The following is a 24,025-nucleotide window of genomic DNA, read 5'->3' as shown; positions in this document are numbered from 1 at the left end:
TTATTTTTTATTGGGGAGTTACTGCTTTAGCCAATATGAGAATGAATAAATAAACAAATAAAAAAATTGTATGCGGTCTGCCTGGAAGAGGCTTAGAAAAAACAAAGGTGCGCTGGCTGGTCTGACAGTGATTGCGCTGGCCGTGGTGGCCAGCCTGCTGGCTTACCTGGTAGCGCCGGATAATACGCCTGACGCCAACAGGATGGTGCTGGAAGTGGGAGGACAGCATCCTGGTTTCCGGGTGCATATGCTGGCCGTTAAAAAAGCGCAGCCGGTGGCCCGGGTGTCTTTTTTTGGGAAGCTGTTGTACGGGCAGGAGTCTGACGTTACCTGGACACCGGTATATTCCTGGAAGTTTAGGGACAGTACGCTGATCGTGCAGCGTTATGTGGATGAAAGCCTCTCGCGTGAAGAAAAATACGACCTCCGTGAAATATGGTACGGTAGCCGGCAGGCAGGAGACATCCCTTTGCCGGAGCTGCAACAGAAGATTACCAGGGAAAGGATTTTCCCGGTCACTTACTGGCTGGGCACTGATAAATTTGGCCGTGATATCCTGAGCCGCCTGCTGGTAGGCACCCGTGTCAGCCTCGGAGTGGGCTGTATCGCCGTGATCATCTCCCTGACCATCGGCGTGTTTATGGGAGCTATTGCCGGGTATTTCAAAGGTACGACCGATGATATGGTGATGTGGCTGGTCAATGTGGTCTGGTCTATGCCGTCGCTGTTGTTGGTGTTTGCCCTGACGCTCGCTATGGGAAAAGGTTTCTGGCAGGTGTTTATTGCAGTGGGGCTCACCTTGTGGGTGGGCGTGGCCCGTATTATCCGGGGACAGATACTGGCGCTGCGGGAACTGGAATTTGTGGAGGCAGCCAGGGCGTTGGGATACGGACATACCCGTATTATCGTCCGGCATATCCTGCCCAATATCCTCGGGCCAGTGATGGTGGTCGCGGCAGGAAATTTCGCTACCGCTATTGTGGTGGAAGCGGGCCTGAGTTTTCTCGGGGTGGGCGTACAACCGCCGCAGCCCTCCTGGGGACTGATGATCAAGGAAAACTACAATTTCATTATCACCCATAACCCCTTGCTGGCGTTGGCCCCTGGTGTTGCTATCATGTTGTTGGTGTTGGCTTTCAATCTGTTGGGCAACGGCCTGCGGGATGCGCTCGATGTAAGAAGTAAAATTTGATTTACATATGAAAAAAATATAATTTTAGTCCTATATACCCTGTTGCATGTCACTTAGAAACTATTTAACCATACTACTCACAGGTGCTTTGATAGCACTGGCAGCCTGCAAAAAGAACAAGAAGAATGAGGACCCTGCGCCTGTTACACAGGAGGAAGCCCTTAAAGTGGAGCTGGCCGGCGTGGTGGCTGGTAAGGCCAATGTGGCTATGGACAGCACTTTCACTTTCCAGGTGAAAGTTACTTCCAGGGTGCCGGACAAAGGCGTGAAAATAGTGCTCAATGTGGTAACAGACCCCGGAGGCATCCCGCTGGCCCAGGACGATGTGCCCAATGCTACCGGAAATACGATCAATGTCACCCTGAAGCATCTGAAGGAGGTAAAAACATACAAGGTGACCGTGTCCCTGTCATCATTAGGGAATACGGCTAATATAGCCACTCCCCTGGAGTTCCTCATCACCAACAAATCCGGCTCATAAATTATCCGTCTTGCGGCAAGGCAAAATAATGTAGGTTTGCAGGCTGTCACATCAAGTGAAACGACTATGCAAATTGCTGTTAATGCCGCCTGCCTGAGGAGGGACCTGCCCGCTGATACCGGACAGGTGGCAACTGAAATCATATTCGCACTCTGCCGGCAACAGCCGGAGCACCGCTTTACCTTTTATTTCGATGGGGAGATACCCGCTCACCTGACTTTTCCGGCGAATGTTACCCCGGTGGTACTGCCGTTGAAAGGTGGTAAGCGATGGCATCGCTACTGGTGGCGCGAGTGGCAGTTGCCCCGTGCCATGAAAGCAGTTGGCGCCCAATGGTATATCGGGTTGGACGGCACGCTGCCTTTACGCAGCAAGGTGCCGGCGCTCATACTGTTGAGGGACCTGTCGTTTCTGAAGGACGCAGGCCTGCAATCCTTCCGGGAGCAGGAATCACTGAAGAAATATATTACCCGTTACCTCGACCGGGCGACGCGGATCGCTGTACTGTCGGCTACCGCCAAAGAGGAATTGCTGCGTTATGCGCCGGGGGCCGCCAATAAGGTGGTAGCGCTGGCGCCGGCTGTCAGCAGCCTTTTCCGGCCGCTGGAGTGGGACGACCGCGAAGCGGCAAAAAAAACATGGTCCGGTGGCGTGGAGTATTTCCTGGTGACTGGCAGTATTCATCCGCGCAACAACATCATGCCGGTATTCAAAGCTTTCTCGGCTTTGAAAAAACGGCAGCGTACCAACCTGAAACTAGTGCTGGCCGGTAACCTGGCCACGGCGGGAGCGGAAATCGTCAAGGCCCTGGAGAGCTTTAAGTTCCGTCATGATGTGGTATGGAAGGAGAATATGACGATGGAAGAACTGGCATCGGCCATGGGAGGGGCTTATGCCTTGATATATCCCACCCGCTTCGATGGTTTGCCTTTGCCTTTGTATATGGCCCGCCAATGTAACGTGCCGGGAATTGCGATGGAAAGCATGGCTGCCCGTGAAGCTGGCGGAGATACGGTATTATATACAGATCCTGCCAGTGTAGATGATCTGGCCGAGAAAATGAGCCTGTTGTACAAAGATGAACAACTGCGTAACCGGTTACTGGCCATGGAGCCACCGGTGAGGCCAGGCAACAGTTGGGAGGCTGCCGGGGCGGCACTGGCCAACCTGTTAAAATAAAGCCGGATGTCAAAATCCCTGATGATTAGTTATTTTTGCGCTTTAATAAAAAAACATGAGTAAGAAAAACATACAGATCCAGGTGGGTCTGGACGAAAATAAAGTGCCGGAAACGATTGAGTGGAGCGCTACCGATAATAAGGAAGACCGTATGATGAAGGCGAAAGCCATGATGGTGTCTTTCTGGGACCCGGCAGAAAAAGCCGCCCTGCGGATCGACCTGTGGACAAAAGACATGATGGTAGACGAAATGGCTGATTTCTTCTTTCAGACGATGATGACCATGGCCGATACCTATGTTCGCGCTACCAATTACCGTGACCAGGGTGAGGAGTTTAAAACCTTCGCAAGGGACTTCTTCAAAAAATTCCAGGAGAAACAACAGGCAGAAACCAAATAATCTATCAGATTATCCATTAAACGTAACCACATATGTCTTTAGAAACAAACATCAATGCCGAGATCAAAACGGCGATGCTGGGCAAAAAAGAAGCAGACCTGCGTGCGCTGCGTGCCATCAAGGCGGCCATCCTGCTGGCCAAGACGGCAGAAGGCAGCACCGGTGAGCTGACAGAAGCCGATGAGAGCAAACTGCTGCAGAAACTGGCCAAACAACGGAAAGATTCTCTCGAGATTTTCCGTCAGCAGAACCGCGAGGACCTGGCAAAGAAGGAAGAAGAGGAACTGGAAGTAATTGAGCGTTTCCTGCCCAAACAAATGACCGAAGATGAATTAAGAGTTGCCCTGGCAGACATTATTGCGTCTGTAGGCGCCTCTTCCCCTGCCGATATGGGCAAGGTGATGGGCGCGGCCACCAAACAACTGGCCGGTAAAGCTGATGGCAAGGCCATCTCCGCTATGGTGAAAGAACTCCTTAAATAATTTTAATATTGGTTTATTTAATCATTTTCAAAATGGTTAAGTAAACCAATATTAAAATAATCAAATGTATTAGTTTGTCGATTGATATCGTTTTTGCCATTATCATGGTATTCGCCCTTTACAAGGGATATACCCGGGGATTGATAGTGGCGGTATTTTCGCTGATCGCCGTAACGCTGGGAATGGCGGTAGCCCTCAAACTTTCCGCGGTAACGGCCCTGCAAGTCCAGCAACGGTGGGATGTTCATTCCCGGTGGGTCCCTGTACTTTGTTTCGTTTGTCTTTTTGTGGGAGTGGTATTATTGGTACGGTTGGGCGCAGGAGCCCTGCAAAAGCTGGTGGAGATGGTCATGATGGGATGGCTGAACCGGCTGGGCGGTATCGTGTTGTATGCCCTGATATTTACGATTATTTACAGTGTGGTACTGTGGATGGCCAACCAGATTTATCTGTTGAGCCCGGAAACCAAACTCCAATCAGTAATATATCCTTATATCGAACCTATTGGCCCGTGGGTATTGGACCACATGGGCGACTGGATACCTGTTTTTAAAGACATTTTCTCCCAGTTGCAGGCTTTCTTTGATAAGGCTGCCCGGCAGTTGCAACCGGCCTGACAATATTTAGATTAATAAAAAGAATTATTTTAGCGTAAAATTGACTTTCAAGATTTGGCAATGGATTACGAAATCAAAACACAGGGTAAGTTTAACTATATAGAAGAAGGAGAAGGAGAACCACTGGTATTATTGCATGGACTTTTTGGTGCTTTGAGCAATTTCTCGCACATGATCGAGTATTTCCGGCAATATAACAAGGTCGTGATACCCATGTTGCCCTTATATGATTTAAACATCCTGGAAACGTCTGTTGGCGGGCTGGCGAAGTTTGTGCATAAGTTTATTGAAACCAGAGGCTATCAGAACATACACCTGCTGGGCAACTCCCTCGGTGGCCATGTGGCGCTGGTATACCTGCTGAAACACCCGGAAGCGCCAGTTAAGTCGCTGATACTCACCGGTAGCTCCGGCCTGTTTGAAAACGGAATGGGCGAAACTTACCCTAAAAGAGGGGACTATGAATACATCCGTAAAAAAGCGGAGCTTACTTTCTATGATCCCAAGATTGCTACCAAGGAACTGGTAGATGAGATGTTTGAAATTGTGAACAACCGCCTGAAAGTAATCAAAATCATTACGCTCGCGAAATCTGCTATCCGACACAACCTGGGCGATGAACTGAAGGATATTAAACAACCTACACTGTTGATCTGGGGCCGCAATGATACCGTTACACCTCCTATGGTAGGTGAAGAGTTCCAAAAGCTTATACCTAATTCTGAACTTGAATTTATCGATAAATGCGGCCATGCGCCCATGATGGAAGTCCCTGATGAATTTAACAAGATTCTGCACGCTTTCCTGGAAAGACTGAAAACACAGCCAAACGCTTAAAATTAAGCCGTGAAAGCCTATTCACCGCCCTCTGCAGGTGCGGCTGACAGCCTGTACGCGTAATTTCTTTTTCTGTTGGAAGATTCTTGTTATTATTGTGTAAGAATACACGAAAATGACCGCCAGAGAACTCATATCCACCGTGCCAATTCTGCAACCTTCGGATGCAGGTGCCAAGGCATTGCGCCTGATGAATGAATATCATCTTACGCAATTGCCAATGGTAGTGGAAAATAAGTACATGTCGCTGGTAGAGGAAGATCAGATCATGGACCTGGAGGAGCAGGAAATAAAACTGGAATCCATACAATATAACGGCGCCAACCGCCCTGCCATCCAGGAAGGCGCCCATCTCTTTGAGGCGCTGAAGTTATTTTACGAATTCAAATTGTCTGTACTGCCCGTCGTTACGAAAGAAAACGACTACCTGGGCATCATCACCAAAGATAACCTGTTGGCAGCCCTGGCACAGTATAACGGTGTCAAGGAGGCCGGTGGCATCCTGGCCCTGGAAATGGACCCCAGGGACTATAGCCTCAGTGAAATCGCCCGTATCGCCGAATCCAATGATGTAACGCTGCTCAGCGTGAACACGATGACCGATCCGTCCGGTAAACTGGAAGTACTGCTGAAAACCAACCGTCAGGAGCTGCACTCCCTCGTGGCCACCTATGAACGGTTTAACTACACCATCAAATACATCTTTTCTGAAGAACAGGAAGAAGACCTGCTCAAAAAGAATTACGACCTGCTGATGAATTATATCAGTATGTAAGGCCGTCACATTAATTTTCCGGTTATTTGTTGATTATTTTAAAGGGGTTCGTTATCTTCCATGATAAGGACACACATTTAAAATAACTTTAGAATTTTCTAAATCAGAGACGCCTACAATGCTGAGATGCTGTTATTACTTGCTGGGAATCATATGCCTGCTCGGCATCGGATTATCCGGCACGGCCGAAGGCCGGCTAAGAGGGGAGGGAGAAGGTGCTACAGCACTGGTGCAGGATTCCGGCTACCTGGTTGTCCGAAATATCGTTATTATCGGTAACAAGAAAACCCGTACCTCCATCATACTCAGGGAAATCAGTACTGTGCCGGGAGATACCATCTACCTGAAAGATCTGGCTGAAACGCTGGAAGAGCGCCGCAAACAGCTACTCAATACTTCCCTTTTCCTCAATGTCACTGCCAACGTCAAAAACTGGGAGGGCCATAGTGCAGATCTCGTATTTGAAGTATGGGAACGATGGTACACGTTCGCATTCCCCATCTTCAAACTGGCAGACCGTAACTTCAACCAGTGGTGGGTGGAAAAAGGACATAAGTTCAACCGCCTCAATCTGGGCGTGAAAGGCATGCAGGAAAACCTGACCGGCCGTAACGACGGCCTCGACGCGACGCTCCAGTTCGGCTATACCCAAAAAATATCACTCGCCTATAACCTGCCGTATATTGACAAAGGTTTCCGTCACGGACTGGGAATTCTGTTTTCATATAGCCGTAACCGTGAGGTGAACAATGCCACCAGCAATGATAAACAGCAGTTCTTTAAAAAGGACGATGAATATCTGCGGCAGGCATACGTGATCGGGCTGCGCTACAGTTACCGCAAGGCCATTAATGCACGGCACCAGGTATTTCTTAATTACAACTATGAAAAGGTGGCCGATTCGGTAGCCATTCTCAGTCCGGATTATCTTGGAAAAGGTCGCACCAGCGTACGTTTTATCGATCTGACCTATCGCTTTACCTACATAAAGGCAGACAGCTGGATATATCCCCTTAAAGGTATCAGCATCCTGGGAGAAGCCGGCAAAAGGGGAATCGGGCCACTGAGCGATATAGACGATGTCCGCTTCCGGCTCAATTTCACCAAATACTGGCAGGTGCACCGCAAAACCTTTTTATCGCTGGGAATGCGCGGACAGGTGAAGCTTTCGGACGACCAGCCTTATATTAACCGGCAGGCACTGGGATATGGGGATGATTACCTTCGGGGGCTCGAGTACTACGTGGTGGACGGTACCAGTTTTGCCATACTGAAATCCACGCTGCGGCAGGAGCTGGTGTCTTTTAAAATCAAGCTGCCCATTGTGCCTAAAAAATTCAATACCGTGCCTGTGCGTATCCTGGCCAAAACCTTTGGTGACGCGGGTTATGCCTATACCAAGTTCCCGGGCAACGGTTTTCTCAACAACCGCTTTCTGTATACCGGTGGCATAGGCCTCGATATTGTTTCTTTCTATGACACCTGTCTGCGTATAGAGTACAGCGTTAACCAGTTAGGGCAAAAAGGACTATTTTTACACACCAGTGTAGATATGTAGTCAAAAAAAGTGTTCATTATGCAGGTTGCTCTTTATAGCAGGGGATTTATTTCAGAAGATATAGCAAACATCCGGTTGTTGCTGGATGAATTACAGCGCGCGGAGATCACCGCTACTTTTTACGAACCGTTTTACCGCATCCTGGTACAGTATATTCCTTTTGATCAGGAACCTGCCCTGTTTTCCTGTGCAGAAGACCTGCCGGGAAAAATAGACTTTTTGATGAGCCTTGGCGGCGACGGTACCCTGCTGGACACTGTGTGTTACGTGCGTGACACCAATATCCCGGTAATCGGGATCAACTTCGGACGGCTGGGCTTTTTAGCCAGCATTGGTAAAGACGAGATTCATGCACTGGTACAGGCGCTGCTGGACCGTACGTACATGGTAGACCAGCGGTCGCTGATCCACCTGGACGCCAATGTGCCGCTGTTTGGCGAAATTCCGTATGCATTAAATGAATTTACCATCCATAAGAAGGATACTTCCGCGATGGTGAAGATCCACACATACCTGAACGGCGAGTTTCTGAACACTTATTGGGCAGATGGACTGATCGTGTCCACACCCACCGGGTCTACCGGTTATTCCCTGAGTTGCGGTGGTCCGATCGTGTTTCCGGATGCCGGCAATTTTGTGATCACGCCGGTGGCGCCGCATAACCTCAATGTGCGCCCTATTATTGTTCCTAATGAAAGCGTCATTTCTTTTGAGGTGGAAGGCCGGAGCGACCAGTTCCTGTGTACGCTCGACAGCCGTATGGAAACCATTGACAGTTCCGTGCAGCTGGCCATTAAAAAAGAGCGGTTCAAAATCAGCCTGTTACGGCTCGATGAAAGTAATTTCCTCCATACCCTCCGCAATAAACTGCTTTGGGGTATCGATGCCCGGAACCGTATCAAAATATGAGTGCCGGATATAATATTTGTTAAATATATTCCTACATTTACAAATATATTGCCTGTTGACTGTAAATTCAATTGTGCCTGTGAAGTGATTTGAGAAGCAAGCTGTTAGCATAAATCATCGGTCACACATTAAATAAATCCGGCATTATTGCGTTTAAGTAGAACTGATTTATGCTGAAACCTTTTTTATATCCTAAAAACTTCGTGCTATCGTTCCTGTTGGCGATCATTTGCCTGTTGGCCAATGAAGCGAAAGCACAAAATGAACTGGAATATGTCGGGGAGTTGGGAATATCGATCGGGGGGGCGCAATATTTCGGGGATTTGAATACCAGGGGGGCTTTGAATACTATCAAGCCGGCAGTAGGTGTTTACTATCGCAAATACCTGAACGAATATGTGGGCGTGCGTGCCCATGCCCGGTTTTTGCAACTGGGTTATTCAGACGCATATAATAAAAATGAATTTGAGCGTCGCAGGAACCTCAGTTTTAATACCAATGTAGTTGAGCTGGCCCTGCAGGGCGACTTTAATTTTTTCAAGTTTGAGCCGGGGTCGCTGGACCATCGTTTTTCCCCGTATTTGTCCGGCGGCGCCAGTATTTTCCATTTTAACCCCTACGCCTATATGGACGGGGTTAAATACTATCTGCAGCCCATGCGTACGGAAGGGCAGGGAACGGCCCTTTATCCCGACCGTAAGCCTTACAGCCTTGTCTCTTACGCCTTCCTGATCGGTGGAGGCTTCAAGTATAATATTTCAAAAAAAGTGAATGTGGGCCTGGAAGCATTGTACCGTTTTACGCAGACAGACTATCTGGATGACGTGAGCACCACTTATGCAGGGCCGGGGGCATTTCCGGCATTGTCTAACGGGCAGCCCAGTGTGGCCTACCGGCTGCAGGACCGGTCGTACGTGACCGGTGAGCCTATTGGGGTTACCGGCCGTCAGCGGGGCAACAGCCGCGACAAGGACCAGTTTGTGACCATAGAGCTTTCCATTAGCATCCTGTTCACCTCCTACAACTGTAAATTTTAATTTACCGTTAAAATACTTTCTACGGGCCGGCGTTTCTTGCCTCCAGATAGCCCGGTTCTACCGCCGAAATTCCCGAAAATCCCCGCTGGTATTGAATTCGCTGTTAAAACTACGTTAAAACAGGGGGTCAAGCTTTGCTAAAAAAGTCATTGCTCTATTTTTGTATCTTTGCACACTTTTAGTAAATCTGTATAAACTGATATAATACGCCTGACACAAAATGAGCTTGAAGGATAAATTAGACTTACAACGGTTACCCCGTCACATTGCCATCATCATGGACGGTAATGGCCGTTGGGCTAAGGAGCGTGGACAAGACAGGCTGTATGGGCATCACGAAGGCGTGGAAAGTGTGCGCAATATCGTAGAAACCTGTGCAGAACTTGGAATAGGCTACCTGACCCTGTATGCTTTCTCTACTGAAAACTGGGACCGCCCCGTTTACGAGGTGAACGGTATTATGGAATTGCTCGTAAATACCATCCGGAAGGAGGTAGGGACTTTATCCAAAAATAATATCAGACTGAGTGTCATCGGAGACATGAGCATGCTGCCTCCCCAGGCCCAACAGGAAATGGAAGAGGCTATTGCCCTTACGAGCCACAATACCGGCCTTAATCTTATCATGGCCCTCAGCTACAGTGCCCGTTGGGAAATCGTGAATGCTGCCCAGAAAATCGCTCTGGATGTGAAGAAAGGAACCCTCGACCCGGCTTCCGTAACGCCGGATGTATGGGAAAAATATCTCTGTACTGCAGGATTGCCCGACCCGGAATTAATGATCCGTACCAGTGGAGAATGCCGGATCAGCAATTTCCTGCTATATCAACTGGCTTACGCGGAACTGTACTTTACAGAAACCCGTTGGCCGGACTTCCGCAATGAACATCTTTACCAAGCCATCTTAAATTATCAAACCAGAGAACGGCGCTTTGGCAAAACAAGCGAACAAATTCAGCAGAATGAAGAAATTATTTCCTAAGGGCCTTCTGGCTATAGCATTATGTTGCAGTGCAGGCATACGTGTATCCGCTCAACAGAAAGATACCGTACCTCCTGTGCAGCCACCCGCTAATCCGCCGGCAATTTCCCCGAGCATGGCTAATCCGCAACAGTACGAAATTGCAGATATCACCGTTGCCGGTACCCAATACCTGGATAAAGCATTACTGCTGTCACTCTCCGGCCTCAGTGTAGGCGATAAGGTGGTATACCCCGGGGGAGACCAGTTTACCAAAGCTATCCAAAGCCTCTGGTCCCAGCGCCTCTTCGCTGACGTCACCATCTACGTTACCAAAATCGAAGATGGTAAAATCTGGCTGGAAATCGGCCTGACGGAAATGCCCCGTATGAACAGCTTTCAGTTCAAAGGCATCAAAAAAACAGAAGCTGACGATATCGCCACCAAAGCAGGCCTTCGCAAAGGCACTGTGGTAACTCCCGCCCTGAAACAGAACGTGATCGGCGTGGTCCATAAATTTTATGCCGACAAAGGTTTCGGCAACGCTACCGTAAGAACAGAAGAAAGAAAGGACAGCGGCCAGGTAAACTCCATGGGCCTCGTTTTTTACGTGAATAAAGGCAACAAGGTACGTATCGACAACATTAACTTCGTTGGCAACTACAATATCCCCGATTCCAAGCTGAAAAAGAGAATGAAGGGCACCAAAGAACGCACCCGCTTCACCCTGTACCCTGATACCAAACAGGTGTATGTGGATTCTCTGGCCCAGCCGGACGACTTCTGGAAAACCTATGGTTTCCTGCAGCCGACCCGCGCACTGGACAAGCTGGACCCTTACTTCCGCTTTAAACTCTTCAGCTCTGCCAAATTCAATGAATCCAAATACCTCGAAGATAAAGGCAAAGTAGTAAGCTACTATAACTCCAAAGGTTACAGGGACGCGCTCATTCTCAAGGACACTACCTATAAGTCCAGCGCCAGCAACCTGAATATCGACCTGGCTGTCTCCGAAGGTAAAAAATACTATTTCGGCGATATCACCTGGAAAGGCAATACCCGTTACAGCGACTCCGTACTGACCCGTATCCTCGGCATCAAAAAAGGAGACGTGTACAACCTCGAACTGCTGGAAAAGAGACTGGGTAAACAAATGTCCCAGGAAGGCGGCGATATCACCGGCTACTACATGGACTATGGTTATCTCTTCTTCCAGATCGACCCGGTGGAAATCGGCATCCGTGGCGACACCATCGATTATGAGATCCGTTTGCGTGAAGGACCGCAGGCCACCATCAAGGAAGTACGTATTGCCGGTAACGAAAAAACCAATGAACACGTTATCCGCCGTGAGCTGCGCACCATCCCAGGTGAAAAATTCAGCCGCGCTGACCTGATCCGTTCCAACCGTGAGATTGCCAACCTTGGCTTCTTCAACCCGGAGAAGATCGGTATGAACCCAGTGCCTAACGTGGCCGACGGTACAGTGGACATCGATTATACCGTGGAAGAGAAAGCCAATGACCAGCTGGAGCTGTCTGCCGGCTGGGGTGGTTATATCGGTCTGACCGGTACCCTGGGTGTAACGTTCAACAACTTCTCGCTGCGTAACATCTTCCGTAAAGAAACATGGGACCCGCTGCCAAGCGGCGACGGCCAGAAACTCTCTGTCCGCGTATCTTCTAACGGTAAAGCATACCGCTCTTACAACTTCTCCTTCACAGAGCCCTGGCTGGGCGGTAAAAAACGTAACCAGTTCTCCGTTAGCTTCTACAGCAGCTATCAGAACCCTTACGCCTACAGCAACTACTACGCGAATATTTATAATCAGAACAGCACTACCACCGACGGTCACTTTAAAGTGCTGGGTGCTTCCGTATCACTCGGTAAGCAGCTGAAATGGCCGGATGACTTCTTCACGCTGATTTATTCTGTCAACTACCAACAATACAAGCTGAAGAACTATAACTACTTTGGTATCCCGGGTTTTGACAACGGTACTTCCAATAACCTTAACCTGAAGTTCACCCTGGCGCGTTCTTCTGTTGACCAGCAGATTTTCCCGCGCAGTGGTTCCAACTTCATGCTGTCTGCCCAGTATACGCCTCCGTACTCCGTGTTTGACCCGGGCAAGGACTATACGAAAGATCCGATCTCCAAGCAGTTTAATTTTATCGAGTACCAGAAATACCGCTTCAATGCTGAATGGTATGTTCCCCTGAGCCGTCCGATGGGTAGCGACAACAAAACTTTCGTATTGAAGGTAGCTGCCAAATTCGGTTATATCTCCCGGTACAATAACCGCACAACACTGTCTCCGTTCGGTCGCTTTGAGCTGGGTGGCGATGGTTTGAGCAACTTTGCGATCTATGACCGTGATATCATCTCCCAGAGGGGTTATCCGGTGTATTATACCTCCGATCCGAGCCTGAACCCTGAATCCGGCCAGCCGGCAGATTACCGCGGGTTTACTGTGTTCAACAAATATGTGATGGAGCTTCGTTATCCGTTCAGCCTGAACCCCAGTTCCACTATTTTTGGCCTGGCTTTCGTAGAGGCGGCCAACGGTTACCGCGACATGCAGGATTACAATCCTTTCAGGCTGCGTCGCTCTGCTGGTATAGGTATGCGCTTTTATCTGCCGATGTTTGGCCTGCTTGGATTTGATTATGGTATAGGATTTGACCGTATCCAGCCCGGCGGTGGCCTGAAGGATGCAGCTAAGTTTACCTTCATGCTCGGCTTTGAACCAGAATAATTGTGAAATAAATTTATATATTGCAAAGATTAACCGGTTTTCCCCGGAAGCCAAAAATCTATAGTAGCATGAAGAAAATATTTATTACAGCGGCCTTAGTACTGGCCATGGCAGGTGCAGCGAGTGCACAGCGCTATTGTGTGATAGATACCAAATATATCCTGGAGAGCATTCCTGAATACAAGGACTCCCAGAAAAAGCTGGATGCAGTGGCGGAACAATGGCAGAAAGAAATTGATGTCAAGTTCCAGGAAGTGGATAAAATGTACAAGTCTTACCAGGCGGAGCAGGTGATGCTCACAGAAGAGCTGAAACGCAAGCGGGAAGACGAGATTGTGGCAAAGGAGAAAGAAGCCAAGGACCTGCAGAAGAAACGTTTCGGATATGAAGGGGACCTGTTTAAAAAGCGGGAAGAGCTGGTAAAACCGATCCAGGACAAGATTTACAATGCTGTCCAGAAGCTTTCTGCGAGCAGAATGTATGACTTTGTACTGGACAAGGCAGGCGGCACTACCGTGATTTTCTCAGATCCTAAACTGGATAAAAGCGAGGAAATACTGAAATCGCTGGGCGTAAAGAAATAATTATCTTGTACCTATTTTTTAACTAATAAGTATTAAAATTTTTTTAAACACAGACAACATCATGAAGAAGTTCGTAATTATTGCTTTCGTAGCAGTTACCGGTTTGTTCAGCGTGAATGCAATGGCCCAGTCCAAAGTAGCACATATCAATGCGCAAGCGCTCGTAGGTAGCATGCCGGAAGCCAAAAAAGCAGAGACTGATCTCCAGACTTATGCACAAAGCCTGGAAGCTGAGGGCAAAACAATGGTGGACGAGTACACTAAAAAAGTAAAAGAATTCGACGACAAAGCGGCCAGCATGACTGAAAATATGAAAGAAATCAAAGGCCGTGAAATCCAGGACGCTCAGAAACGTATCCAGGACTACCGTGAAAGAGCTGAACAGCAAGTACAGCAGAAACAACAGGAGCTGCTGAAACCTATCTACGATAAAGCCCGCAAAGCGATCGAAGATGTTGCCAAAGAAAAAGGTTACGGTTATGTAATCGACAGCTCTGCCGGTCTGCTGCTGGTGTCTCCTTCTGCTGACGACCTGCTGCCTGCAGTAAAAACCAAACTCGGTATCAAATAATTAACGTTATTAATATAAGAGATGGAATACGGCTTGTGCTGTATTCCATTTTTTATTCAGAAGACAGGTATTTTGGGATTTATTTTACTTTTTGAATTATTTCTGCTACCTTTGCCTTCCGTTTTAAAAATAGTGTCTCCGCAAGGGGAATCTTTTAGTATAGTACAGGTAAAAACATAAAAAAGAAATGAAACGTACTTTTCAACCGCATAACAGACGCAGAAAGAGCGTTCACGGCTTCAGAAAGAGAATGGAAACTGCCAACGGCCGTAAGGTACTGGCTTCCCGTAGAGCAAAAGGTCGTAAGAAGCTGACTGTTTCTGACGAGCGTAAGCTGAAATAATCCAGTAGCTAAATACTATTTGCCATAAAAACTTATTCTTTTACAAAAGAGGAAAGGTTAAAGAGCAGAAAACTTATTGAAACGCTTTTTCGTGAAGGAAAAGCGTTTTCTGTTTTCCCGTTCCGTATCATTTACCTGCCCGTCAAGGAGCTGCCGGTAAATAAATATCCGGTGCAGGTGGGCTTTAGCGCCTCCTCCCGGCGTTTTCCCCATGCGGTGGACCGTAACCGCATCAAACGCCTCGCCCGTGAAGCCTGGCGCCTCCAAAAGCAGGGATTATATGATCACCTGCGCACTGAATCCCGTCAACTGGCCGTTTTCCTCGTCTATACCGACAAAAAAATCGCGGATTTTTCTACCCTGCACCACAAAATTTCGGTAATTTTAGAGAAATTGAAGAATAGCTATTAGCCTGTTGCTGTTAGCTTTTAGGGAATGCTGGGAAGTTGTTTTACTAAAAGCCGACACCCCTGCCGGTTATTGGCCTAAAAGCGATGCTACTATGAAGCGCTGGTTAAGTTACCCGTTTATTTTCCTGATCAAAGTATATCAGTGGCTGATTTCTCCGCTGCTGGGCGCCAAATGCCGCTATACGCCCACCTGCTCCCAATATGGACTGGAAGCGTTCCGGAAATACGGCGTTTTTAAAGGTGGCTATCTCACGATAAAACGTATTTTGTCGTGCCATCCCTGGGGAGGGCACGGTTATGATCCGGTTCCCTGACACTGTTCCGTATCCACGCGCCAACGATCATCATCATTCATCTTATACCCTCTTTGCATGCGTGCTTTTTTGAATAAAAGAAAAAAATTACTGGCGGCCCTGCTGCTGCTGGTCACCGCCGGCGGCCTCTTCGCCTATAACGAAAGCGACCGCTACTTCCAGATCGCCAAAAACCTGGACATCTTCGCTGCCTTCTACCGGGAGCTGAACACCTACTACGTAGACGACCTGCCCCCGGAAAAAGTAATGCATCGTGGCATTGAAGCCATCCTTGAGGAAACAGACCCGTTCACCGATTTCGTGACCGAAGAGAACCTGGACGACCTGAAGTTCATGGCCACCGGTAAATACGGCGGGGTAGGCGCTTCCATCAATAAAAACGGGGAGTGGACCACCATCACCGATGTATATGAAGGCAGTCCGATGGACAAGGCCGGCGTAAAGCCCGGCGACATCATCGTCACCATGGACGGTAAATCAGTGAAGGACACGCCGCAGGAAGATATCAGCAAAATGCTGAAAGGCGCTCCCGGCACGTCCCTCGATATCCTGTTCAGGAACCCGGTATCAGGGAAGGAATCACCCAAAAAAATCATACGCGAGGAAATCAATGTAAAACCTGTCAGCTACTCCGGCCTGGTAGGTAAAGACATCGCCTATATCCGGATGACCCAGTTCACCGAAAACAGCGGCGCCATGGTACGCAGCGCTTTCCAACAACTGAAACAGGCCAACCCAGGGCTGAAAGGCGTGATACTCGACCTGCGCGGCAACCCCGGCGGCCTGCTCGACGAAGCGGTGGTAGTGTCCAATATTTTTGTGGACAAAAGCAAACTGATAGTAAGCACCAAAGGCAAGGTAAAAAACTGGGACCGCAACTACGAAACATCTGAAACACCGCTGGACACACATATTCCGTTGGCTGTGCTGACCAACCATTCTTCCGCTTCCGCCGCAGAAATCGTGGCAGGGGCCGTTCAGGACCTCGACAGGGGCCTGGTGATCGGGCAGCGCTCCTACGGCAAGGGCCTGGTGCAAACTACCCGCCAGCTGCCTTATAACACCAAACTGAAAGTCACTACCGCCAAATACTATACGCCCAGCGGCCGCTGTATACAGGCTATCGACTATTCCCACCGCAATGATGATGGCAGCGTGGACTATGTACCCGATTCCCTGAAGAAAACATTTCATACCGCCAACGGCCGTACGGTAAAAGACGGCGGCGGTATTGAACCGGACAGTCTGGTGTCTCCCACCTATATCAGCCAGGTGTCTGCCACCCTGTTGCGCAAACAGTTCATCTTCGACTATGCTACCAACTACTATTACAGTCATCCCAAAATAGCGCCTGCAGCTGATTTCGCACTTACCGACGAGGAGTTTGCTGATTTCGAGCGTTACCTGGACAACAAGGACTACAGTTATAAAACCCGCAGTGAAGATGCTTTGGAGAATTTCAAGAACACCGCAAAGCGTGAAAAGTACTACGATGCTGTGTCTAAAGAGCTGGAGCAGCTGGAGCAGAAGATGAAACATGATAAGAAACAGGACCTCCTGAAAAATAAAACCGAGATCAAACGCCTGCTGGAAGAAGAGATCACCAACCGTTATTATTCACAGCATGGCCGCATTGCCAAGTCGCTGGCATGGGACCGTGAGGTAACTACTGCGGCAGCGCTGCTGCGCGACCCTGCCGCATATAAACAGGCACTCAGCACCAGCCGCAAGTAAATCCGCCTGCATAAAAATATTACCGTAAAGCCTGCTTCCCTTGTCCGGAGCAGGCTTTCGTATGTTTAAAATTATGATTTCCCATTTATTGTTTATATTTTAACAAACGCATTCATCAATTTCTTCCATTAAAGTAAAAAGATATACATGCCAGTAAATTCCAACGAAAGCTCACGCCGGCATTTTATCAGCAAATTTGCCAAAGGTGTGGTGGGGGCTTCTTTATTGCCTAACATCATTACAGCAGCTGACAGAAAACGGAACGTTGAATCACTCTCACGACTAAACGAAAAGTACAGTGCCAATGACCAGATCCAGGTGGCATTGATTGGCGCCGGCGGCATGGGCACAGCAGATGCCAACACCGCTATCACCGTACCTGGTGTGAAACTGGTGGCAGCCTGTGACCTGTATGACGGCCGTCTGGCGGATGCCAAAAAGAAATGGGGCAATGATATTTTCACGACCCGTAACTACAATGAAATCCTTGACCGTAAAGATATCGACGCGGTCATCATTGCAGTGCCGGACTTCTGGCATAAGGACATTTCAGTGGCAGCCATGAACAAAGGCAAATCCGTTTATTGCGAAAAGCCGATGGTACACGACGTCAGTGAAGGACCTGCCGTAGTAGAGGCACAGAAAAGAAACGGCAAGGTAGTGTACCAGGTAGGCAGTCAGGGCATGAGCTCACTGGGCAACGAAAAAGCCCGGCAGCTGCTGAAAGACGGCGCTATCGGCAAGCTGAACTACGCCGAAGGTTTCTGGGCACGTATGTCACCCACGGGTGCCTGGCAGTATCCTATTCCGGCTGATGCTTCCACTAAAACAGTTGACTGGGACGCTTACCTCAAAAACGCCCCTAAGCGCGCTTTTGACCCGCTGCGTTTCTTCCGCTGGCGTAATTATAAAGACTATGGTACCGGCGTTTCCGGCGACCTGTTCGTACACCTGTTCTCCAGCCTCCACCTGGTGACCGGCTCCATCGGGCCTAATAAAGTAATGGCTACCGGTGGCCTGCGTTACTGGAAAGACGGCCGTGAAGTACCGGATATCATGCTTGGCATGTTCGATTATCCTGAAACAGCGGTCCACCCTGCGTTTAACCTGTCACTCCGCGTTAACTTCGTAGACGGTACCGGTGGTACCAACTACCTGCGCATGGTAGGCAGCGAAGGCTCCATGACAGTAGAGTGGGACCGTGTAACGTTGTACCGCAACCGGATAGCTGTAGACGAGAATGATCCGCTGGCCGCTGCCAACGCTGCTGCCGATGCGGCCAAATCGTATACCTATCACCGTGCGGAGATGTTGCCTCCCGATAAAATGGTATATGAGGCGGACAAAGGCTATAAAGGCGCACATTTTGATCACTTCTACAACCTGTTCAATGCCATGCGCACCGGCGGTAAAGTAGCGGAAGATCCGTTGTTCGGTTTCCGTGCGGCCGCTCCGGCGTTACTGTGTAACGAAAGTTATTTCAACAATAAGATCATTCAGTGGGACCCACAGAACCTGAAAGTTGTATAATCCATAAAAAAGTGAACCATATGAAGAAGTTTTTAGTACCTGCCCTGTCCGTAATGGCCGTGACTGTGATGTCATGCGGCGGCGGCGCTACCAAAGAAGCAAAAGATTCAACAGTCGTAAAGGACTCGGTGATAACTGCCACTCCCTCTTCAACAGCGGTGGACACTACGGCCATTACTGCTCTCAGCGATGCTGACAAGGCTGCCGGCTGGCAACTGTTGTTCAACGGCACCAGCAAAGATGGCTGGCGTGGTTTCAAAAACAAACCCACAGAACCATGGATAGTGGAAAACGGCGTGTTGCACTGCCTGGGCAGCACTACCGATAAAAGTGATAAACGTGGCGACCTGATCACCAATAAAGAATACGAAAACTTTGAACTGACTGCCGACTGGAAGCTGGCGCCTAAAGGCAACAGCGGTATCCTGTACATGGTGACAGAAGAGTTTGATGCGCCCTACCTGAGCGGTCCGGAGTATCAGATCATTGATGATAACAACTTCCCGGAGAAGCTGGAAGACTGGCAGAAAACCGGCGCCAACTATGCTATGAACCCTCCGCTGGTGGCTGCTTCCAATCCTATCGGACAATGGAATACCACCAAAATCATCGTGAACAAAGGACATGTGGAGCATTGGCTGAATGGTCAGAAAACAGCTGAATATGACCTCTGGACAGACGAGTGGAAGAAACACAAAGCAGAAGGCAAATGGAAAGATGCCAAGGGCTACGGAATGTCCCAAAAAGGCCACATTGCGTTACAGGACCATGGCAGCGAGATCTGGTTCAAGAACATTAAAATCAAAGAACTGTAACAGGTAGTTCCTGCTATAAACAACAAACCCCGCCACATGATGGCGGGGTTTGTTGTTTATAGCGCTAAAACGTTTATTAGATAGCAGCTTCGTATCTTTTGCTGATAGCGTTCCAGTCAACCACGTTCCAGAAAGCATTCAGGTATTCCGGACGGCGGTTTTGATATTTCAGGTAGTAAGCGTGTTCCCATACGTCAACACCCAGGATAGGAGTGCCTTTAACTTCAGCAACGTCCATCAGCGGGTTGTCCTGGTTAGGTGTGGAAGAAACTTCCAGTTTACCGTCTTTCACCAGCAGCCATGCCCAGCCGGAACCGAAGCGGGTAGCGCCGGCGGTGTTGAACTTCTCCTTGAAGGCGTCAAAAGAGCCGAAAGTGCTGTTGATGGCTTCAGCCAGTTTACCAGTAGGCTGGCCACCTGCATTAGGAGCGAGGCTGGTCCAGAAAAAGCTGTGGTTCCAGTGGCCACCGCCGTTGTTTCTTACAGCAGGGCTGATTTTCCCAGCATTTGCCACCAGTTCTTCCAGGGATTTATTCTCATTCTCAGTGCCGGCAATCGCTTTGTTCAGATTGTCAACATATGCCTGATGGTGCTTACCGTGGTGAATTTCCATCGTCAATTTATCAATATGCGGCTCTAACGCGTCGGTAGCGTAGGGTAAGCTCGGGAGTGTAAATGCCATAACTCTTGTTTTTATTGGGTTTGAAAATATTATTTACTGATAGTCGCCAAATTTACTGCCAATCCGTTAAAAATCAATTTCAATTTTCAATTACTAAATTAGGCCCCGTCCGATGCTGTGTCATATGGAAAATTATTTTATATTTACATAGACTCGGTTTAACAGGACGTAACATCAGACATGTTTTTTCGTATGTGCCTGACAGTTGTTTACCTATTGTTTGTTTAAAACGTATAGTATGCATACAGGCTCGGACTTAGGGCAAAACCTTTCCCTCACCGCCTTGCAAAAGGAAAATGAGCAGCTAAAAGATCGTCATCAATGGTTGGAGAACATTGTAAACAGTGTTCCTGCCATGCTTTATTGTTATGATAACAATAACAAAACCATTACGTGGTGCAATCATTACCTGGCAGCGGCATTTGGCTATACTCCTCCGGAGATGACCGGTTTGGGGATGGATTTTTTCCGGCATATCATGCATCCGGACGATTTTAAGATGGCGAGCGTAGCTCAGCAGTCATTTATTGACAATAAAAGCCATTTCGGCGGCGTGGCCCGTATCCGTAAGAAAGGGGACACCGACTACCGCTGGCTCCTCGGGATGGAAGTGCCTTTTACGTGGGACAACCATGGGAAGGTGAAAGAAATCATCTGCGCTTTCCTGGACCTTACCAATGCCATTGATACCAATGCCCAACTGACAGTGGCACTCAATGAGATACTGCGCCGGCAGAATGAAAACCTGCTGAACAAGCTCACCCCGCGCGAAAAAGACGTGCTGGGACTGGCCGTGCAGGGCCTTAATAACAAAGAGATCGCCAACTCTCTGAACTTAAGCCGCTATACCGTAGAGACCCATCGCAAAAATATCCGCCTGAAACTGAAGGTGCGTAATACCACTGAACTAGTGGCGATTGCCCGGAAGATAGGTTTTCAATAATATTCTCTGATGTTAAAATAATATCAGTTTTTTCTGTTTTAGCATTGATTTTTCATGGCCCTCAGCATTTACCATTAAGGATGAAAAATATATTATTAAATTGTATATTATTGATTGTCAACCATTATCGGTGCAAAAAGTGCAAATTTTTTGTTGCTAAACTTTGCTAAATTTTCATAAAAATACCCAAGCTTGGGTATTTGCTTGCTTTTGTATCTCCACTAATTTAGTGAATCAAAAAGAAGTATGTTTTTTAAACATCCGGACATGATTATTGGCTGAAATACCCCCTATCACTATGATAACCGAGGAAAGAGCATTTTATATCTTACAACTGGACCAAACTGCCACCGCAGAAGAGATCGTGGAGCGTTATGAAAATCTGAAGGACCAGTACAGAAAGATCAAGGACGAGACGGAAGATCTGAGGACACGGCTGGCCTACCAGCTGAAACAAATTGAACTGGATGATGTGTTCATATACTTCAGAAGAAAACAACGGATCTGATTAACGCAGCTTTTTATAATTTTCATTCATTGTCTTTTTAAGCTCAGTTTTTCATCCATTGTTTGTCTTCAAACAAACACCCTCAAAATTTAACCTGCTTTCAGCTTGCCGGTATTCCCTTGCCCTTCCCGAACATTGTGTTTTAATTGATTATATTTAGGCCATCAAACCCTACCCTAACCAAAAACACGCATTATGAATGTATTTCTGATGATCCTGGGATTTCTGGCACTGATAGTAATCTTATCTTCTTTTGTGACCGTACAGCAGGGCAATGTGGCTATCACCACCATTTTCGGTAAGTATAACCGGATTTTGTTCCCTGGCCTGAACTGGAAAATACCCCTGATTGAAAAAGTTTTTAAGAAAATTTCCATCCAGAACAGATCAGTGGAGCTGGAGTTTCAGGCCATCACTATAGACCAGGCCAACGTTTATTTTAAAGCGATGCTGTTGTATTCCGTTTGGAACCAGGAAGAAGAAACCCTGAAAAACGTGGCCTTTAAATTCATGGACGAGAGAAGCTTCATGCAGGCGCTGGTACGCACCATCGAAGGTTCTATCCGTGGATTTGTGGCTACCAAAAGGCAGGCGGAAGTACTGGGCCTGCGTAAAGACATTACAGAACACGTAAAGGAACAGATAGACAAAACCCTGGAGGAATGGGGCTTCCACCTGCTGGACCTCCAGATGAACGATATTACATTTGATGAAGTGATCATGAAGTCCATGGCACAGGTGGTAGCGTCCAACAACCTGAAAGCTGCCGCTGAAAACGAAGGCCAGGCACTGTTGATCACTAAAACCAAAGCTGCCGAGGCAGATGGTAACGCCATCAAAATTGCGGCGGAAGCAGAACGTCAGGCCGCACAACTGCGCGGTATGGGCGTGGCGCTGTTCCGGGAGGAAGTGGCCAAAGGTATGACCACCGCTGCCAAAGAGATGCAGCAGGCCAACCTCGATACCTCTGTGATCCTCTTCTCTATGTGGACAGAAGCCATCAAGAACTTTGCGGAAAATTCCAAAGGCAACGTTATCTTCCTCGATGGTTCGTCTGAAGGCATGGACCAAACCATGAAACAGATGATGGCAATGAATAAACTGATGCAGAACCAGAACCAGAAATAATAATTACAAATTACGAATTACGAATTACGAATTGAGGGCTGTTTATTGGAAAAGTTACTAGTAACCTACGCCAATAGACAGCCCTCAATTCGTAATTCGTAATTTGTAATTTGTAATTGAATCAGAGATATTTGTCTCCCGCCTTGCGTTCTCCCATGTTACGGGCAGGGACCCCATACCAGATACTGAAAGGCGGTACCGGTTTAAGCACTACGGCGCCGGCGCCAACGATGCTCTGTTCACCAATGCTGATACCATGTTTTACCACCGCGCCAATGCTGACAGCTGTATACGCGCCGATGGTCACATTGCCGCCGGTCACTACCCGTGGGGCTACGCTGGCATAATTGTCCATATGGCTATCGTGGTCTATGGAGGCAGCGGTGTTGACAATACAATGATTACCGATAACGGTGTTGGTATTGATCACAGCATTGGCGGCAATTATATTGCCATGGCCGATGTTGGCTGTATTGGATATTACAGCGGAAGGATGAATGGCATTGATGAATTCGAAAGAAGGCACGATGGCCTGTATTTTGGCCACTACCTTGCTACGCACCCAGTTGTCACCGATACCGACAATGCCGCCTGTTATCTGATGTGCGGCCATCAGTTCGGGCAGGTCTTGTTCCCCTCCCAAAACGGTGAGGTCATCAAAGCATACGGTCCCTTTTTCCCTGAAGGCATCAATAAACCCTGTTACCCGGTAACCGGGCATCAATGAAAGGATATCTGCTACGACCCTGCCATGGCCGGAGGAGCCGATGACAACGATGTTTTTTCTTTGCATAAATTCCGGTCTCTCAATAAACGTCTGGTTCAGAAATATGGTTAGCGTTTTTGTTCAAAAAAGGTTTTCATCAGTTGCAGGCTTTCTTCTTTGCAGGGGCCTGCTTCCAGCTTTGTTTTGGGATGGAAGGGCGACCGTTCGCCGGTGGCGCGCCGGTAGCTGTTCTTATCGTCCGCGGCTGCGTAAACGATGCGGCCGATCTTGCTCCAGTACAGGGCGCCGGCACACATCAGGCACGGCTCTACGGTGACATAGAGCGTGGCTTCCATCAGGTACTTGCTGCCCAGCGTGTTAAAGGCGGCGGTCAGCGCGATCATTTCCGCATGAGCGGTACAGTCATTTAACCGCTCTACCTGGTTATGTCCGCGGCCAATCACATGGTTATTGAGCACCACTACGGCGCCGATGGGCACTTCTCCGTCTTCAAAAGCCTTGTGCGCTTCTTTCAGCGCCTGCTTCATATAGTAAGTATCGTCAATCATAA

The 24,025-nt window shown here is 48.3% G+C and carries 27 protein-coding genes; 24 read left to right on the top strand and 3 right to left on the bottom strand.

From position 1 onward, the window contains the following. The first annotated feature begins 70 nt into the window (after positions 1–70). The 21 genes from ACTJJS_RS13540 to ACTJJS_RS13440 all read left to right on the top strand — a co-directional run bounded on the left by ACTJJS_RS13540 (position 71) and on the right by ACTJJS_RS13440 (position 19,487). Entirely contained in the window at positions 71–1,192 is a 1,122-nt protein-coding gene (locus ACTJJS_RS13540) for an ABC transporter permease (protein ID WP_440664100.1), read from the top strand. Positions 1,193–1,238: 46 nt separating this feature from the next. Continuing rightward, a complete protein-coding gene (locus tag ACTJJS_RS13535; protein WP_168871144.1) occupies positions 1,239–1,673 on the top strand; it encodes a hypothetical protein in 435 nt (144 codons plus the stop codon). Between the two features lie 66 nt (positions 1,674–1,739). After that, a complete protein-coding gene (locus tag ACTJJS_RS13530) occupies positions 1,740–2,852 on the top strand; it encodes a glycosyltransferase (protein ID WP_440664099.1) in 1,113 nt (370 codons plus the stop codon). Positions 2,853–2,907: 55 nt separating this feature from the next. Beyond that, positions 2,908–3,252, top strand: a complete 345-nt coding sequence (gldC, locus tag ACTJJS_RS13525) for a gliding motility protein GldC (protein WP_168871146.1) — start codon at positions 2,908–2,910, stop codon at positions 3,250–3,252. Between the two features lie 32 nt (positions 3,253–3,284). Beyond that, positions 3,285–3,734 (top strand): GatB/YqeY domain-containing protein, encoded by a 450-nt coding sequence (locus tag ACTJJS_RS13520; protein WP_168871147.1) that lies wholly within the window; start codon positions 3,285–3,287, stop codon positions 3,732–3,734. Positions 3,735–3,808: 74 nt separating this feature from the next. Next, complete coding sequence (locus tag ACTJJS_RS13515) at positions 3,809–4,351, top strand: CvpA family protein (RefSeq protein ID WP_440664098.1); 543 nt, start codon at positions 3,809–3,811, stop codon at positions 4,349–4,351. A 60-nt stretch (positions 4,352–4,411) separates the two neighbouring features. Beyond that, positions 4,412–5,188 carry an alpha/beta fold hydrolase gene (locus ACTJJS_RS13510; protein ID WP_168871149.1) on the top strand — a complete coding sequence of 259 codons (777 nt, stop codon included), beginning with the start codon at positions 4,412–4,414 and terminating at the stop codon, positions 5,186–5,188. A 115-nt stretch (positions 5,189–5,303) separates the two neighbouring features. Further along, entirely contained in the window at positions 5,304–5,963 is a 660-nt protein-coding gene (locus ACTJJS_RS13505) for a CBS domain-containing protein (protein ID WP_440664097.1), read from the top strand. Positions 5,964–6,081: 118 nt separating this feature from the next. Next, entirely contained in the window at positions 6,082–7,521 is a 1,440-nt protein-coding gene (locus ACTJJS_RS13500; protein WP_343744731.1) for a POTRA domain-containing protein, read from the top strand. 18 nt (positions 7,522–7,539) lie between these two features. After that, positions 7,540–8,430 (top strand): NAD kinase, encoded by an 891-nt coding sequence (locus ACTJJS_RS13495; protein ID WP_440664096.1) that lies wholly within the window; start codon positions 7,540–7,542, stop codon positions 8,428–8,430. Between the two features lie 170 nt (positions 8,431–8,600). Further along, on the top strand, positions 8,601–9,467 hold the full coding sequence (locus ACTJJS_RS13490; RefSeq protein WP_440664095.1) for a DUF6089 family protein: 867 nt from the start codon (positions 8,601–8,603) through the stop codon (positions 9,465–9,467). A 220-nt stretch (positions 9,468–9,687) separates the two neighbouring features. Next, the gene (locus ACTJJS_RS13485) at positions 9,688–10,449 is read left to right on the top strand and encodes an isoprenyl transferase (protein WP_343744732.1); all 762 of its coding nucleotides are present in this window, start codon (positions 9,688–9,690) and stop codon (positions 10,447–10,449) included. After that, positions 10,430–13,186, top strand: coding sequence for a BamA/OMP85 family outer membrane protein (locus tag ACTJJS_RS13480; RefSeq protein WP_168871155.1), 2,757 nt, complete (start codon positions 10,430–10,432; stop codon positions 13,184–13,186). Before ACTJJS_RS13485 ends, ACTJJS_RS13480 begins: the two co-directional genes overlap by 20 nt. Before the next feature lie 68 nt (positions 13,187–13,254). Continuing rightward, the gene (locus ACTJJS_RS13475; RefSeq protein ID WP_168871156.1) at positions 13,255–13,770 is read left to right on the top strand and encodes an OmpH family outer membrane protein; all 516 of its coding nucleotides are present in this window, start codon (positions 13,255–13,257) and stop codon (positions 13,768–13,770) included. Between the two features lie 61 nt (positions 13,771–13,831). Continuing rightward, a complete protein-coding gene (locus ACTJJS_RS13470; protein WP_168871157.1) occupies positions 13,832–14,341 on the top strand; it encodes an OmpH family outer membrane protein in 510 nt (169 codons plus the stop codon). Between the two features lie 187 nt (positions 14,342–14,528). Continuing rightward, entirely contained in the window at positions 14,529–14,684 is a 156-nt protein-coding gene (gene rpmH / locus ACTJJS_RS13465) for a 50S ribosomal protein L34 (RefSeq protein ID WP_012788729.1), read from the top strand. Between the two features lie 12 nt (positions 14,685–14,696). Then, entirely contained in the window at positions 14,697–15,095 is a 399-nt protein-coding gene (locus ACTJJS_RS13460; RefSeq protein ID WP_440664454.1) for a ribonuclease P protein component, read from the top strand. A gap of 91 nt (positions 15,096–15,186) precedes the next feature. After that, a complete protein-coding gene (yidD, locus tag ACTJJS_RS13455; protein WP_078669980.1) occupies positions 15,187–15,408 on the top strand; it encodes a membrane protein insertion efficiency factor YidD in 222 nt (73 codons plus the stop codon). A gap of 57 nt (positions 15,409–15,465) precedes the next feature. After that, the gene (locus ACTJJS_RS13450) at positions 15,466–17,142 is read left to right on the top strand and encodes a S41 family peptidase (protein WP_440664093.1); all 1,677 of its coding nucleotides are present in this window, start codon (positions 15,466–15,468) and stop codon (positions 17,140–17,142) included. Between the two features lie 147 nt (positions 17,143–17,289). Continuing rightward, on the top strand, positions 17,290–18,672 hold the full coding sequence (locus tag ACTJJS_RS13445; protein WP_168871159.1) for a Gfo/Idh/MocA family protein: 1,383 nt from the start codon (positions 17,290–17,292) through the stop codon (positions 18,670–18,672). 20 nt (positions 18,673–18,692) lie between these two features. Further along, a complete protein-coding gene (locus tag ACTJJS_RS13440; RefSeq protein ID WP_440664092.1) occupies positions 18,693–19,487 on the top strand; it encodes a 3-keto-disaccharide hydrolase in 795 nt (264 codons plus the stop codon). 76 nt (positions 19,488–19,563) lie between these two features. Here the strand turns inward: ACTJJS_RS13440 and ACTJJS_RS13435 are convergent, their stop codons facing one another. Continuing rightward, on the bottom strand, positions 19,564–20,169 hold the full coding sequence (locus ACTJJS_RS13435) for a superoxide dismutase (RefSeq protein ID WP_440664091.1): 606 nt from the start codon (positions 20,167–20,169) through the stop codon (positions 19,564–19,566). 238 nt (positions 20,170–20,407) lie between these two features. Between ACTJJS_RS13435 and ACTJJS_RS13430 the strand changes: the two genes are divergently transcribed. The 3 genes from ACTJJS_RS13430 (at position 20,408) to ACTJJS_RS13420 (ending at position 22,748) form a co-directional block, all read left to right on the top strand. Beyond that, positions 20,408–21,112, top strand: a complete 705-nt coding sequence (locus tag ACTJJS_RS13430) for a LuxR C-terminal-related transcriptional regulator (protein WP_168871162.1) — start codon at positions 20,408–20,410, stop codon at positions 21,110–21,112. A 298-nt stretch (positions 21,113–21,410) separates the two neighbouring features. After that, positions 21,411–21,620: a hypothetical protein gene (locus ACTJJS_RS13425; RefSeq protein WP_168871163.1), complete on the top strand. Its 210-nt coding sequence runs from the start codon at positions 21,411–21,413 to the stop codon at positions 21,618–21,620. Positions 21,621–21,815: 195 nt separating this feature from the next. Then, complete coding sequence (locus ACTJJS_RS13420) at positions 21,816–22,748, top strand: SPFH domain-containing protein (RefSeq protein WP_168871164.1); 933 nt, start codon at positions 21,816–21,818, stop codon at positions 22,746–22,748. Positions 22,749–22,869: 121 nt separating this feature from the next. On the opposite strand, the gene ACTJJS_RS13415 is transcribed toward ACTJJS_RS13420, so the two are convergent. Both ACTJJS_RS13415 and ACTJJS_RS13410 read right to left on the bottom strand, forming a co-directional pair. Beyond that, positions 22,870–23,541, bottom strand: coding sequence for an acetyltransferase (locus ACTJJS_RS13415; RefSeq protein WP_440664089.1), 672 nt, complete (start codon positions 23,539–23,541; stop codon positions 22,870–22,872). Positions 23,542–23,582: 41 nt separating this feature from the next. Beyond that, positions 23,583–24,023, bottom strand: a complete 441-nt coding sequence (locus ACTJJS_RS13410; protein WP_440664088.1) for a nucleoside deaminase — start codon at positions 24,021–24,023, stop codon at positions 23,583–23,585. Positions 24,024–24,025: the final 2 nt, after the last annotated feature.

The sequence above is a fragment of the Chitinophaga sp. 22308 genome, from assembly GCF_052045305.1.
Classification (GTDB): domain Bacteria; phylum Bacteroidota; class Bacteroidia; order Chitinophagales; family Chitinophagaceae; genus Chitinophaga; species Chitinophaga varians_A.
This window is presented reverse-complemented; position numbering and strand designations above follow the sequence as displayed.

Coding starts and splice junctions, on each gene's coding strand:
- ACTJJS_RS13410 (WP_440664088.1), bottom strand. CDS start 24,023: ATGATTGACGATACTTACTATATGAAGCAGGCGCTGAAAGAAGCGCAC.
- ACTJJS_RS13495 (WP_440664096.1), top strand. CDS start 7,540: ATGCAGGTTGCTCTTTATAGCAGGGGATTTATTTCAGAAGATATAGCA.
- ACTJJS_RS13475 (WP_168871156.1), top strand. CDS start 13,255: ATGAAGAAAATATTTATTACAGCGGCCTTAGTACTGGCCATGGCAGGT.
- ACTJJS_RS13425 (WP_168871163.1), top strand. CDS start 21,411: ATGATAACCGAGGAAAGAGCATTTTATATCTTACAACTGGACCAAACT.
- ACTJJS_RS13530 (WP_440664099.1), top strand. CDS start 1,740: ATGCAAATTGCTGTTAATGCCGCCTGCCTGAGGAGGGACCTGCCCGCT.
- ACTJJS_RS13505 (WP_440664097.1), top strand. CDS start 5,304: ATGACCGCCAGAGAACTCATATCCACCGTGCCAATTCTGCAACCTTCG.
- ACTJJS_RS13490 (WP_440664095.1), top strand. CDS start 8,601: ATGCTGAAACCTTTTTTATATCCTAAAAACTTCGTGCTATCGTTCCTG.
- ACTJJS_RS13445 (WP_168871159.1), top strand. CDS start 17,290: ATGCCAGTAAATTCCAACGAAAGCTCACGCCGGCATTTTATCAGCAAA.
- rpmH (WP_012788729.1), top strand. CDS start 14,529: ATGAAACGTACTTTTCAACCGCATAACAGACGCAGAAAGAGCGTTCAC.
- ACTJJS_RS13450 (WP_440664093.1), top strand. CDS start 15,466: ATGCGTGCTTTTTTGAATAAAAGAAAAAAATTACTGGCGGCCCTGCTG.
- ACTJJS_RS13470 (WP_168871157.1), top strand. CDS start 13,832: ATGAAGAAGTTCGTAATTATTGCTTTCGTAGCAGTTACCGGTTTGTTC.
- ACTJJS_RS13415 (WP_440664089.1), bottom strand. CDS start 23,541: ATGCAAAGAAAAAACATCGTTGTCATCGGCTCCTCCGGCCATGGCAGG.
- gldC (WP_168871146.1), top strand. CDS start 2,908: ATGAGTAAGAAAAACATACAGATCCAGGTGGGTCTGGACGAAAATAAA.
- ACTJJS_RS13440 (WP_440664092.1), top strand. CDS start 18,693: ATGAAGAAGTTTTTAGTACCTGCCCTGTCCGTAATGGCCGTGACTGTG.
- ACTJJS_RS13480 (WP_168871155.1), top strand. CDS start 10,430: ATGAAGAAATTATTTCCTAAGGGCCTTCTGGCTATAGCATTATGTTGC.
- ACTJJS_RS13500 (WP_343744731.1), top strand. CDS start 6,082: ATGCTGAGATGCTGTTATTACTTGCTGGGAATCATATGCCTGCTCGGC.
- ACTJJS_RS13510 (WP_168871149.1), top strand. CDS start 4,412: ATGGATTACGAAATCAAAACACAGGGTAAGTTTAACTATATAGAAGAA.
- ACTJJS_RS13540 (WP_440664100.1), top strand. CDS start 71: ATGCGGTCTGCCTGGAAGAGGCTTAGAAAAAACAAAGGTGCGCTGGCT.
- ACTJJS_RS13435 (WP_440664091.1), bottom strand. CDS start 20,169: ATGGCATTTACACTCCCGAGCTTACCCTACGCTACCGACGCGTTAGAG.
- ACTJJS_RS13485 (WP_343744732.1), top strand. CDS start 9,688: ATGAGCTTGAAGGATAAATTAGACTTACAACGGTTACCCCGTCACATT.
- ACTJJS_RS13520 (WP_168871147.1), top strand. CDS start 3,285: ATGTCTTTAGAAACAAACATCAATGCCGAGATCAAAACGGCGATGCTG.
- ACTJJS_RS13420 (WP_168871164.1), top strand. CDS start 21,816: ATGAATGTATTTCTGATGATCCTGGGATTTCTGGCACTGATAGTAATC.
- yidD (WP_078669980.1), top strand. CDS start 15,187: ATGAAGCGCTGGTTAAGTTACCCGTTTATTTTCCTGATCAAAGTATAT.
- ACTJJS_RS13430 (WP_168871162.1), top strand. CDS start 20,408: ATGCATACAGGCTCGGACTTAGGGCAAAACCTTTCCCTCACCGCCTTG.
- ACTJJS_RS13535 (WP_168871144.1), top strand. CDS start 1,239: ATGTCACTTAGAAACTATTTAACCATACTACTCACAGGTGCTTTGATA.